Source organism: Shewanella intestini (genome assembly GCF_018221465.1).
Taxonomy (GTDB): Bacteria; Pseudomonadota; Gammaproteobacteria; order Enterobacterales; family Shewanellaceae; genus Shewanella; species Shewanella intestini.
This window is the reverse complement of the sequence record NZ_JAAIKR010000010.1, coordinates 46,649-59,684: the sequence shown is the minus strand read 5'-3', so window position 1 is coordinate 59,684 and position 13,036 is coordinate 46,649. Positions and strand designations below refer to the sequence as shown.

The following is a 13,036-nucleotide window of genomic DNA, read 5'->3' as shown; positions in this document are numbered from 1 at the left end:
GCAAGGGTAAACGGATCTTTTTATGACTAAGCTCAAGGAAGTGAACAGAACGAGGAAAACAATCATTTTGCCGTTATTAAGCTCGGGCTGAAACGGCGTTTTAACCCGAGTGGCGTATTAGTTTAGCGATAAACTACTGAGCTTTATTTGATATAAATTGCCTTTGCCATTCTCAATTCGAGTAAAAAATAAATATTGACCATCAGGCGATAATATAGGGGTAAATTCATGATCGTTGCTATTGACTTTTTTACCTAACGATTTTGCCACTGTCCACTTGTTGTTAACCAATGTTGAAACATACAAATCGCCTTTACCTAGAGAGTCGGCTCTACCTGAAATACTGAAAATGATTTGCTTACCATCTCTTGATACTGCTGAATCGCCAATCTTTGCATCTTTGCCATAAATATATGCGGGTAATGCTTGGGGCGTGTCAAAACCGCTTTCACTCGCTTTGGCGACATACATGGTTCGGTCGTTATTTCTAAATGATGGGAAGTAAAGGTCGCCATTGTCGGTTAATGATGGATATAAATCTGCTGCAGGTGAGCTTAGTTCGGCTAGATATTCTGGTGCTTGCCATTGGCCGTGTAACCAGTTTGAACGCCACAAATTAACTTCTTTGGTTGGCGGTTGACCTGTTTTTAGCGGGCGTTTAGACACAAAGTACATTTGTGAATGGTCGGCGGTTAAATAAGGGTCTGCATCAAGATATTGGCCTGAAATCGCTAACGCTGAAGGTGCTTGCCATTGACCTTTTACAAACTGAGATTGCATTAACGTGCATTGACTAAAGTCGTCCTGACAACGTGCAAAATAGACGGTATCGCCTTGGTTATTAAACACGGTGTTAATTTCAAAATGCGCTCTAGTTGAAATGATGCCCGGCGCAAATTCTACAATGTGATTTGCAGCCGCTTCATTGTAGTACGGCTTTTGCTGGGCATGAGCACTGAGTGGGGTAAGGGTTAACACGGTCATTGTTATTATTGATTTTATCATAGCGAACCTTCTACTTTATTTCTGCATTAATGCTATTTTTCATGCGGTTAACTAAAGCTGATTAAGTGTTGCATGAATAACGACATGATTTTCAGGCGCAACAATACAAGAGTCTGAATGAAATATCTACACGTTTGTGAATTCATATTTACATTTTGGTTTGAGACGATAAAAGGATGGTGGCTTGTCGCAGACAATTAGCCATAGCGTTAATCTAAATATAATTTGAGTGTATTAAGGCGTGTCTGGCGTCTTTGGTTATCTTCCTTTGCATGGGAATTAGTTGCTCAGCACGCTATAGGTTTATGCCATTGAGCGATGCGTGTAATGGAGTGCAGTAAATGATGGAGTCCAGCAAAATTTAAGTTATTATTTGTGGGGTAATTAAGCCGTTATAACTTGTTATCAGGTGCGATAGTGGTGGGATTGACACTTTTGTATTGCGGCGTTTTTCATTTAAAAAAAATCGCACTTTACCAATACGGAAAGCGCGATTTATTGCAAGATGCCGCTTAGTTAATCGGGGCTCTTAACTGTGTTTTTCGATGCGCGAATTTTTGATTAATATTGATGACTTCAGACAGGCTTGATTCGATCTTTTGATGCGACCCTTGTTCGAAAATACGATATTTATCAATAGTGCGATGGACAAAATCCACCACAAAGACATCACCTGCCGGCTGGTTTTTAATCGTGTTGACATGTTGTTCGTCACTGCAGTCGTTACACTCAATAATTGTTGCTGATGTACTGGCTGTCATCAATAAACTTACTGCAAGTACAGATGAGCTAAGTATTCGATTTTTAATCTTTTTATACGTCATAGTTCGCTCCAGTCATTTATTTTTTAATCATTATTTAAATCAATAAAAGGTGATATTGATCACGTTTTTATGTTATTCGATTAACTAAATATTGTCTACAGATAACAAAAATTCCACCTGTGTCTCGATGAGGTAATCTGAGCAAGGCGACATGGCATCGATTTGCCACTGTTTACCTAAATTAACTTTTTTACTGCACATAACTGCCGCTGTTATTTTTCTGATGTATCTGGTTTTCTGATGCTTCTGGTTTTGTTTGGGGTGAAAAAAGACCTGCTTTATGTCTAAAGCAGGTCTTGTGAAATAACCATGGTTATAGGGGGCGAAGTGGTAAAACACGACGCATTAGTAAAGCCGTGTAGACACCAGTTATTGTGGGTCGTAATCTAACACTGGCGCTAACCAGCGCTCAGTTTCTGCTAAAGTCATTCCCTTACGTTTGGCGTAATCTTCAACCTGATCTTTACCGATATTCGTTACCCCAAAGTAGCGCGATTTAGGGTGAGCAAAGTACCAACCTGACACTGCAGCGGTTGGGTACATGGCATAGCTTTCGGTAATATTTAAACCAATGGTTTCATCTGGCTTAAGTAATTCCCACAATAAGCCTTTTTCGGTGTGATCTGGGCAAGCTGGGTAGCCGGGTGCAGGGCGAATGCCTTTGTATTTTTCACGAATAAGCGCTTCGTTATCAAGGGTTTCATCTGCTGCATATCCCCAAAACTCTTTCCTTACCCGTTCATGCATACGCTCGGCAAATGCTTCAGCTAAACGGTCGGCAAGACATTTAAGCATAATGGCATTGTAGTCATCGTGGTTGGCTTCAAAACGGGCAACATGTTCATCAATACCATGTCCCGCTGTTACCGCAAACCCCCCCATGTAATCAGCGACACCAGTGTCTTTAGGGGCAACAAAGTCGGCTAGGCAGAAGTTGTCATTGCCGACACGCTCTAATTGCATGCGTAAGTGATGAGTGGTCATTTCTACAGTGGTGCGCGACTCATCGGTGTATAGCTCTATGTCATCATGATTGACGGTATTGGCAGGGAAAAGCCCCATTACCGCTTTGGCAGTTAGCCATTTTTCACTAATGATGGTAGCTAGCATTTCTTTGCCATCTTTATAGAGCTTGCGCGCTTCTTCGCCGACGACGTTGTCATCTAAGATATCTGGAAAACGCCCATGTAATTCCCAGCTTCTAAAGAAAGGCGTCCAGTCTATGCGCTCAACAAGTTCTGCTAATGGATAATCATCAAACACTTGGCGGCCTAACACCTTAGGCTTAAATGGGCTGTGGTTAGCCCAATCTTGTTGGCAGCGGTTTTCTCTGGCTGTGGCGATAGGAACAATATTTTTACGTTTAGTTTGCGATAAGCGTTTTTCACGCATGACGTCGTATTGTTGATAAGTGTCGTCAATAACTTGCTGGCGCGTCTGGTCATTAATGAGTTTTGACACCATGGGCACCGCGCGTGATGCATCGGCAATGTATATTGCTCCATGTGGGTAATGCGGGGCTATTTTCACCGCGGTATGAATTTTAGAGCAGGTTGCACCGCCAATAATTGCTGGCAATGTTAAGCCTTCACGGTCAAATGTTTTAACGTTATGAACCATTTCATCAAGGCTAGGAGTAATCAGCCCTGACATGCCAATGATGTCGACGTTTTCAGCTTTAGCAACGTCAATGATTTTTTCTACAGGTACCATTACCCCTAAATCAATCACTTCATAACCGTTACAGGCTAAAACCACCCCGACAATATTTTTACCGATATCGTGCACATCACCTTTTACCGTAACCATTAACACTTTACCGTTAGACTGCCCAGCCACTTTTTCAGCTTCAATATAGGGGTTGAGATAAGCCACTGCTTTTTTCATCACACGGGCTGACTTAACCACTTGCGGTAAGAACATTTTACCTGCGCCAAATAAGTCTCCAACCACATTCATGCCATCCATTAATGGCCCTTCAATTACATCGAGTGGCCTTGTGGCTGCTAAACGGGCCTCCTCGGTGTCTTGGTCAATAAACTCAGTAATCCCTTTTACTAACGCATGCGACAAGCGATCATTTACGGGGCGTTTTCGCCAAGCAAGGTCTTCTTTCTTACCGACTTGTTTACCGTCACCACGGAATTTTTCAGCGACTTCTAATAGCAGCTCAGTATTATTGGTGCCTTGAACTGGGCAAGGGCGGTTGAGTACAACGTTCTCAACGTGTAATTTCAGTTCTGGGTCAATATCATCATAGATGGCTAATTGGCCAGCATTCACAATCCCCATGTCCATGCCGACTTTAATGGCATGGTATAAAAACACGGCATGAATGGCTTCACGTACAGGGTTGTTACCCCTAAACGAAAACGACACGTTAGACACACCGCCTGAGATCATGGCATGTGGCAAGGTGGATTTGATGTCTTTAATGGCTTCAATAAAATCCACTGCGTAATTGTCGTGCTCATCAATACCGGTTGCAATGGCAAAAATATTCGGGTCAAAAATAATGTCTTCAGGTGGGAAGCCCACTTGGTCGACGAGTATCCGATATGCTCGGGTACAAATTTGGGTTTTACGTTCGCGAGTATCGGCTTGACCCTCTTCGTCAAATGCCATCACAATGGCGGCTGCGCCGTAACGTTTAACTAATGTGGCATGTTTAATAAAGGCGGCTTCACCTTCTTTCATCGAAATAGAGTTAACGATGGATTTACCTTGAACACATTTTAATCCCGCTTCAATGACGTCCCACTTCGAGGAGTCGATCATAATCGGCACTCGGGAAATATCGGGTTCAGAGGCTATTAAGTTTAAAAATTTCTCCATGGAGGCTGCGCCATCAAGCATGCCTTCGTCCATGTTGACGTCAATAATTTGAGCGCCATTTTCAACTTGTTCGCGTACTACATCTAATGCTTCTTCAAACTTTTCTTCTTTAATTAAGCGTAAAAACTTGGCTGAACCGGTGACGTTAGCGCGCTCACCCACGTTTACAAATAATGAGTCACTGTCGATGGTTAACGGCTCAAGCCCTGATAGTCGACAAGCAACGGCTATTTCAGGAAGCTGACGAGGAGGGTGCTGTGATACGGCGTCGCGGATAGCTTTAATGTGATCAGGAGTGCTGCCACAACAACCACCAACGACGTTAAGCATGCCAGAGCTAGCCCACTGTTCAATCACTTGCGCCATTTCTGCTGGCGTTTCATCATAGCCACCAAATTCGTTTGGTAAGCCTGCATTTGGGTGAGCAGAAACATAACACTGTGCAATACGTGACAACTCTTCGACATATGGGCGCAGTTCTTTTGGCCCTAAAGCACAGTTTAGGCCAATGGTAAGCGGCTTAATATGGCGCAGCGAATTATAAAAACCTTCCGTTGTTTGTCCGGTTAAGGTGCGCCCAGATGCATCGGTGATAGTGCCGGAAATCATGACAGGTAAACGAGCATCAAGGGTGTCGAACACGCTTTCAATAGCAAATAATGCCGCTTTAGCGTTGAGGGTATCGAAGATGGTTTCAACCATAATAATATCAGCGCCGCCTTCAATTAACGCGCTGGTGGACTCAATATAAGCTGCAACTAAGTCGTCAAAATGAATATTTCGATATCCAGGGTCATTCACGTCAGGGCTAATGGAGCAAGTACGATTAGTTGGCCCTAACACGCCAGCAACGTAGCATTGACGACCAGTTTCATTATGTATTTCATCGGCTGCTTGGCGGGCAACGCGCGCGCCCTCAAGATTTATTTGCGCCGAATAATCTTGCATATCATAATCAGCCATCGCTATCGGGGTGGCATTAAAGGTATTGGTTTCAATAATGTCACTGCCCGCGAGCAAGTATTGGCGATGAATGTTTTTAATTATCTGTGGCTGAGTAAGCACTAACATATCGTTATTGCCTTTGACATCTAAATGCCAGTCTTTAAACCTATCACCACGAAAGTCGGCTTCTTCGAGTTTGTAATCTTGGATCATGGTGCCCATCGCGCCGTCTAAAATAACGGTGCGTTGGTTAAGCAGTTCGGTTAACTGCTTTAATGTTTGGCTCGGGACAGATGTGTTAACCATGAGACATTACCTCTAAAGAAATGGCTTGTTGGGTATCTACTTTAAACAGTCTGCCGATTATTATTGTTATAGTCTATTGGCATTAATCAGCGGAAGACAATGGCAGTAAGTTTAACTAACACTTTGATAGTAAAGACATGCTATGCATCAATATGATGGCTAAGCGCTTTAAAATAACTCAGTGATAAAATTGAGATAAAAAACACCCTAATTATTAGTTTTATGAGTTTAATTGGCTAAAATTTTAGCCTTTTAAACGTATAGACGTCTATACTACGCGAACTAAGCTCAATAGAGCAAGGCAGTTGTTGATGAAAAAAATGAAGTTGTGGCTGCTTAGACATGGGAAGTGTGAAGGCGGCAATATATTACGTGGTCAAGTCAATGTGCCGTTGGCTGATGAAGGCATAGAGCAAATGAATCGCGGGTTTAATAAAATAGGCGGTTTGCCTGGTGTGATTGTGTCGTCATCATTACAACGCTGTGCTAATTGGAGTCAAACGTTGGCAAACAAACATGGCTTAACCATCAAATTGAGCCAAGCGTTAACTGAAATCAGTTTTGGTGATTGGGACGGGCAAACATTTGACCAACTCTATGCCGATTTTCCTGAGCAAATGGACGCTTATTGGCATGCACCTTGGGATAAAAAAAATACTGCCGCAAATGGTGAGCATTTAGTTGATTTTCAGCAGCGGGTGTTGTGTGAGTTAGCAAGTCAGCTTGATGATTTTTGTCAATCATCAGCAATGGCAGACAATCAACACTGGGCAAGCACTGACGCATCAATGTTGATTGTCACTCACGGTGGAGTGATTAAAGCCATATTGGCGCACATATTAAATAGCGGACAAAGCGCCGGTTTATTTAGCCAATTTAGCTTACCTTACGGCGCATTACTCGGGGTAGATGTGTATGTGGATAGTCGATTAAGATTAAATCCCCCGCCATTAACTGATGCTAAGCCCGCCGCTGACAAGTTTAACGATTGTCAGAGCAAAGATGCTCAAGCGAAAGAACATGTTGCCCAAGATATTCTTTACCAAAAAACTATTCACAAAGATACTGTGCAGCAAAATAATGAAAATAACCTGATAGGCTACCAATTTAGTTTGAATTGGCCTGAATCATAAGGAAATTTTCCGCAATGCTTGGTGGTATCGACAAGTTAAGCGATACTGATAAGTTCAATGATAAAACAATTGGGAATCGGGCAATCCCGAACTGTCCCCGCAACTGTGATTGATGCTTAGCGTGTCATAAGTCAGATACCGTTGTTTTATGTTATCCCTTTTTTAAAAGCCAAGCGGGCCACTTGGTGGAGTTAAAATGATGTCAGTTCCATCGACAGCCATTTCTGTTAGTCATCTTGACTGGGAAATCGCACAACAAGCCATTTTAAGTGACGTGAGTTTTCAATTACCGCGCGGTGCCATGCTAGGTGTTATTGGGCCTAATGGGGCTGGGAAATCAAGCTTATTGCGATGCCTGTATCGGTATATCATCCCCACGCGTGGGGATGTCACGCTATTAGAGCAGCCGCTGCATTTATATTCAGCTCAAGGTTTAGCGTTGAAAGTGGCGGTGGTACAACAAGACACACCAGCAAATATTGAATTAACCGCAATTGAGCTAGTGGCGATGGGGTTAACGCCTCATAAAGGGTTACTGTCGCGACAAACCGCAGCAGATAACCATATTCTAGAAGATGCATTAATCAAAGTAGGCTTAATCGACAAAGCTCATCAACGCTTTAATGCTTTATCAGGTGGTGAGAAACAACGGGTATTAATTGCCCGTGCGATTGTGCAGCAGCCACAAATTCTAGTGTTAGACGAACCAACCAATCATTTAGATATTCGTTATCAAATTCAAATTTTAGAATTAGTGAAAACCCTTGGCATTACCGTGGTGGCGTCAATTCATGATCTTAACCTTGCCAGCGCGATGTGCGACCAACTTATTTTACTTAATCAGGGGCGTTTAGTGGCGCAAGGTACGCCGTCACAGGTTTTAACGGTTAAGCAAATATCGCATGTCTTTGGCGTGTGCTGTGAAATAAGTCAACACCCGCAACATGGTAATCCATTGATCACTTATTATTATGGATACCATGAAAAAAAAGGGGGCAATGGAGCGCAAACAGCAAATGTAGCCTCCCTTCAACCCCCTGCCAACAGTCTTGAACAAGCCCTAACCAAAGCTCAAGATAGCGTTCAAGCTGCTGGGTATCACCAGCAAGTTCAAGGTGACTCATCTCAGCGTGGGGGGCGGTCATAAATGGTCCAAATTGTGTCGAATAATCAACGTTACTATTTTGCTTGTGTGGTGATTGTTTTTTTACTGCTTATTACGCCTTTTTTCTCAGCCGGTTTCGGCGCAGCTAATATCAGTTTTAGTGATTTAGTTAACCTGATTCAGTTTCATTGGTTTGGTAGCGGTGAAGCATCGCCTTTGGTAGAGCGAATTGTCATCGATTTACGTTTACCACGTATTTTATTAGCCTTTATGGCAGGCGCTGGTTTGTCAATTGCCGGTAGCGTGCTGCAAACGGTTACCCGTAACCCGCTTGCCGATCCGTATCTTTTTGGTATTAGCTCTGGTGCCGCCTTTGGCGCCGTAGTGGTCTTTAGCTTATTTGGTCATTGGCTCGATTTTGATTTATTAGCACAGTGGCAAGATCATCCATTAGTGCAATTAAGCTTACCGCTGGGGGCTTTTATTGGGGCGAGTTTGTCAGTACTGATTGTTCTGGCGTTGTCAGGCACCGGTATTAATAGTCAAATAGAGCGCATGTTATTGTCAGGGGTTGCCACCTCATTCATGTTTGGGGCGTTAAGCAGTTTAGTGCTGTATTTTTCAGACCCACAAGCGGCAGCGTCAGTGCTCTTTTGGACATTAGGCAGTTTTGCTAGAGCCAGTTGGGAAGGGCTCATTTTACCAACGGTGGTTGTGATTGGCAGTTTGTTAACCATACTGGCATTTAAGCGTCAAATTATGGCGCTACAAGCAGGGGATGAAACCGCACATACCTTAGGGGTAAATGTGGTCAAATTAAGGATTGCCATGCTGTTGTTATGTTCGCTAATTACTGCGGTATTAGTGGCAAGTTGTGGCGGCATTGGCTTTGTGGGGTTAATGATCCCACACACCATTCGTATTTTGTTACCGGGTAAATCACCACTATTGCTAACCGCAATGCTTGGGGGATTATTTTTAGTGTGGGTTGATGTTATCGCAAGATGTGCATTAACCAATCAAGAACTACCTGTTGGGATTATTACCTCGGCCATCGGTAGTGTATTTTTCTTATTTATTTTACGACACCGTCGCAGTTAAGCGTTGGTGAGAACACTTTGTTGATGTGTTTTATTTTTTGAATTTTTCGGAGTTAATATGTTTGCGGTAGATACAGTTAGTCATGCTTTTGATGAGAAAATAGCTAAAAAAATCAATCAAAAAACCAAGCCTGTTGGTGCATTAGGGCAACTTGAAACCTTAGCTGAGCAAATTGCGCGAGTGCAGTTAACGCTCAACCCTAAAGCCAAACAGCTCAATATTAATGAACCTGGCATGTTGGTATTTGCCGCCGATCATGGCATTGCAAAATACGGTGTATCGATTGCACCAAGTGAAGTAACACGCCAAATGGTGCTGAATTTTGCCAATGGCGGTGCGGCCATTAATATTTTTAGTCGTCAAATGGGCTTTAACCTTGAAGTGATAGATTGCGGCATATTAACCCCAATTACCAATGTGCGCGGCATTACTCAAAATCGTTTAGGTGCTGGAACTGCGGCTATTCACCAAGCGCCTGCAATGTCGTTAGAGCAAGTTAAACAAGGTTTTAGTTTTGCTGAAGAGGTTGTTGAACGTCATCATTTATCAGGTAGTAATTTGATTGCTTTGGGTGAAATGGGCATTGGTAATACATCGGCTGCGGCCGCAATGATGGCAGCATTTTTAGACCTAGATGCAAACAAATGTGTTGGACGCGGCACTGGGGTTGACGACAAAACCTTTGAACGCAAAACCGCATTGATTAACGAAGCACTAAAATTACACCGCAGCAAACTTGTGTCGCCTGTGCATATCTTGGCTCATTTAGGCGGCTTTGAAATTGTGCAAATGACTGGGGCGATTATGGCCGCAGCAGAACGTAAAATGATGGTGATGATTGATGGTTTTATTGCCACGGCAGCGGCATTAGCCGCCGTTAAATTGCATCCAGCTGCGCGCGATTATTTAATCTTTAGCCATGAGTCTAATGAGCAAGGGCATAAACTCATGCTAGCGCACTTAAACGCGAAACCATTGTTAGCATTAGATTTACGTTTAGGTGAAGGCACTGGGTCTGCGTTGGCGTTGCCGTTAGTTCACGCCGCGGTGAATTTTTATAACGACATGGCAAGCTTTGAATCAGCAGGTGTCAGTAACGTAAGCTAAATTCACGCGTATTATTGTTAGTTTGGCGTATTTATAAAATTCAGTAAAATCTAAACTAGCCCCTTAAGCAACACAATCAAACAGGATAAACATGGCTTTTTCGCTAATGAGGTCAAAACAACTTAACTTATTTTTGGTCGCATTAAGTTTCTTTACCCGTATTCCCGTGCCCAGTTGGGTTGATTATGGTGAAGGTAACCTCAATCGTGCCAGTCGTTATTTTGGTGTGGTGGGGTTAGTCATTGGCTTATTAAGCGCAAGTGTGTTTTATATTAGTCAGTTTTTACTGCCAATTGGCGCGGCCATTATTATCTCGATGATCGTGAGCGTGCTCCTAACAGGCGGTTTTCATGAAGATGGCTTAGCGGATACCGCCGACGGCTTTGGTGGCGGTTGGACGGTGGAAGATAAGCTGCGAATAATGAAAGATTCACGTATCGGCACTTATGGCGCACTGGCGCTTGTATTGGTCTTGGGACTTAAATGGCAGTTATTGGCGGGGCTGGGACAGCTCAGCCCTGAGTTAGTATGTAGCAGTATTATTATTGCCCACACATTAAGCCGTGTGGTGGCATCGAGTATGATTTTTAGCGATCAATATGTACAAGATATTGATGTCAGTAAAGTGAAACCATTGGCAAATGAGCAGCAAAAAAATGATCTGTTGATCCTATTATTAAGTGGGCTGTTAGTGCTATTTTGGTTATCACCTTGGGTGATTATCACTTTGTTGGTTAGCTTGATAAGCGTGCGCTTTTGGTTGTCGTTTGTGTTCAAACGTCAAATTGGCGGTTATACCGGCGACACATTAGGCGCAACCCAGCAAATCAGTGAAATTACTTGTTATATTATTCTGTTAGCAATGGGGTTAAGTTAATGATCCAGTTGATAATTGGCGGTGCTCGTAGCGGTAAAAGTCGTTTTGGTGAAACTGAAATGGCGCGTTTTTCAAACCTAGGTCAATCATGTGTGTATTTAGCTACAGCGACTGCAAACGATGATGAAATGCGCCAGCGCATTTTGCGCCATCAACAAGACCGCGACAACATTTGCGACCCGCAGTTGAAAATTGACTGGCAATTAGTTGAAGAGCCCTTATTTGTTGCTGAAACCTTAGCGGCGATTGATAAACCTAATCAAACCATTTTTGTTGACTGCTTAACCTTGTATCTGACACAACATTTAATGCGTGACACCCCGTCCCCTCAAGATGTTATGACAGACAATTGTATGCTGCAATCGTTGAGTAATTTGTCTTTTCCATCAGCGCATTACTTTGAACCAAGTATTAATTGGGCGCAACAAAAGCAGCGTTTATTACAGGTATTAGTGCAACTAAAAGGTAATGTGGTGTTAGTGAGTAACGAGGTTGGCTCGGGCATTGTGCCTATGGGCGAGCTAAGCCGCCAGTTTGTTGATGAAGCAGGGTGGTTAAACCAAGCCATTGCGCAGATTGCTGATGATGTCACCCTAGTGGTGGCTGGACTACCAATGCAGTTAAAAGGTAATCGATAAAAGCTTATTACTCATCAACACATTAATTCAACTATTTTTGCCCGCGTTTATAAGGCAGACCTTGGCAAAAGTAGCGCTAATGAAAGCCAAACAGATTAACAATAATACTGAATCATAGGGATAATGACATGACCAGCAAACAAGACGCTAATACGCCTGCTGTAGAAGCAGAACATGACGATGAACAAAGCCGCGAACAGCAAAAAGCCCAGCGCCATAAAGCCCGCCAACAAAAACTCAAACAAAGTGTCGATGCCAGAATTGAAGCCGCCCAAAAAGAACAAGGCGTATTTATGGTCATTACTGGTAATGGTAAAGGTAAATCAACTGCTGGTTTTGGCTCGGTCACTCGCGCTGTCGGACACAACAAGACCGCCGCCGTTGTGCAGTTTATTAAAGGCGGTTGGGAATGCGGCGAACGCAATGTATTACAAAAGTTAGGGGTGAAATTTCATGTGATGGGCTCAGGCTTTACTTGGGAAACCCAAAACCGTGAACAAGACATTGCCGCGGCAGAATCAGCATGGAAAGAAGCCGAAGTGCTGTTAAGCGACCCGTCTATTGATATGGTGCTATTGGACGAGCTAACTTATATGGTGACTTACAAGTACATTGATTTAGCTCGGGTTGTCGATGCACTTAAGCAGCGCCCCAAAATGCAGCATGTGATTATCACTGGCCGCGCCTGTCACCGCGAGTTGATTGAACTAGCCGATACCGTCAGTGAAGTACAGCCACTAAAGCACGCCTTTAATGATGGGGTTAAAGCACAGATTGGCTTTGATTATTAGCTGATTTTTTGTTGCGCAAAGTATACATTGACATAAGATAACCATAGTTTGCTTGCAGCGACAATGTGTGTGGGAACCGTTGTTTGAGGCTTGTTACATTGCCGCATCCTTAGTATATGATCACGAACAAGATTTAAATCGACATAAGCCCTACAGGCCAGCACAGTCGTTTCATCGAATAAGGCTTGGGATTATCTCCCAAAACGATCTGTGCTTTATGGGGCATTGTGACAATGGGCTCATTAAGTGGGTCCATAAACCAACAGATACCAATTAACCGATACTGAGTCATGTCTTCATTGACGCTCGTTAATCAAGACATTAACTCTTTGCCTTACTAAAAGGCCTAAAAAATTGCGCACTGCAGTG

The 13,036-nt window shown here is 43.2% G+C and carries 10 protein-coding genes and 1 riboswitch; of the genes, 7 read left to right on the top strand and 3 right to left on the bottom strand.

The window, feature by feature from the left end; translation table 11 throughout:
• Nucleotides 1–117 precede the first annotated feature (117 nt).
• The 3 genes from G3R48_RS10980 to metH form a co-directional block, all read right to left on the bottom strand.
• Entirely contained in the window at nucleotides 118–1,005 is an 888-nt protein-coding gene (locus tag G3R48_RS10980) for a TolB family protein (RefSeq protein ID WP_153664030.1), read from the bottom strand.
• Between the two features lie 512 nt (nucleotides 1,006–1,517).
• Entirely contained in the window at nucleotides 1,518–1,829 is a 312-nt protein-coding gene (locus G3R48_RS10975; protein WP_153664028.1) for a hypothetical protein, read from the bottom strand.
• A 369-nt stretch (nucleotides 1,830–2,198) separates the two neighbouring features.
• The gene (gene metH / locus G3R48_RS10970; protein ID WP_153664026.1) at nucleotides 2,199–5,915 is read right to left on the bottom strand and encodes a methionine synthase; all 3,717 of its coding nucleotides are present in this window, start codon (nucleotides 5,913–5,915) and stop codon (nucleotides 2,199–2,201) included.
• A gap of 311 nt (nucleotides 5,916–6,226) precedes the next feature.
• On the opposite strand from metH, the gene G3R48_RS10965 reads away from it, so the two are divergent.
• The 7 genes from G3R48_RS10965 (at nucleotide 6,227) to cobO (ending at nucleotide 12,667) form a co-directional block, all read left to right on the top strand.
• Nucleotides 6,227–7,048 (top strand): histidine phosphatase family protein, encoded by an 822-nt coding sequence (locus tag G3R48_RS10965; protein ID WP_153664024.1) that lies wholly within the window; start codon nucleotides 6,227–6,229, stop codon nucleotides 7,046–7,048.
• Between the two features lie 22 nt (nucleotides 7,049–7,070).
• A riboswitch (cobalamin riboswitch) is annotated at nucleotides 7,071–7,209 on the top strand.
• A gap of 35 nt (nucleotides 7,210–7,244) precedes the next feature.
• Nucleotides 7,245–8,195: an ABC transporter ATP-binding protein gene (locus G3R48_RS10960; protein WP_153664022.1), complete on the top strand. Its 951-nt coding sequence runs from the start codon at nucleotides 7,245–7,247 to the stop codon at nucleotides 8,193–8,195.
• Nucleotides 8,196–9,254, top strand: a complete 1,059-nt coding sequence (locus G3R48_RS10955) for a FecCD family ABC transporter permease (RefSeq protein ID WP_153664019.1) — start codon at nucleotides 8,196–8,198, stop codon at nucleotides 9,252–9,254.
• 57 nt (nucleotides 9,255–9,311) lie between these two features.
• A complete protein-coding gene (cobT, locus tag G3R48_RS10950) occupies nucleotides 9,312–10,361 on the top strand; it encodes a nicotinate-nucleotide--dimethylbenzimidazole phosphoribosyltransferase (protein WP_153664017.1) in 1,050 nt (349 codons plus the stop codon).
• Nucleotides 10,362–10,452: 91 nt separating this feature from the next.
• The gene (locus G3R48_RS10945) at nucleotides 10,453–11,238 is read left to right on the top strand and encodes an adenosylcobinamide-GDP ribazoletransferase (RefSeq protein WP_228497421.1); all 786 of its coding nucleotides are present in this window, start codon (nucleotides 10,453–10,455) and stop codon (nucleotides 11,236–11,238) included.
• Entirely contained in the window at nucleotides 11,238–11,876 is a 639-nt protein-coding gene (gene cobU, locus G3R48_RS10940) for a bifunctional adenosylcobinamide kinase/adenosylcobinamide-phosphate guanylyltransferase (protein ID WP_153664015.1), read from the top strand. Before G3R48_RS10945 ends, cobU begins: the two co-directional genes overlap by 1 nt.
• 128 nt (nucleotides 11,877–12,004) lie before the next feature.
• On the top strand, nucleotides 12,005–12,667 hold the full coding sequence (cobO, locus tag G3R48_RS10935) for a cob(I)yrinic acid a,c-diamide adenosyltransferase (protein WP_153664013.1): 663 nt from the start codon (nucleotides 12,005–12,007) through the stop codon (nucleotides 12,665–12,667).
• Nucleotides 12,668–13,036 lie beyond the last annotated feature (369 nt).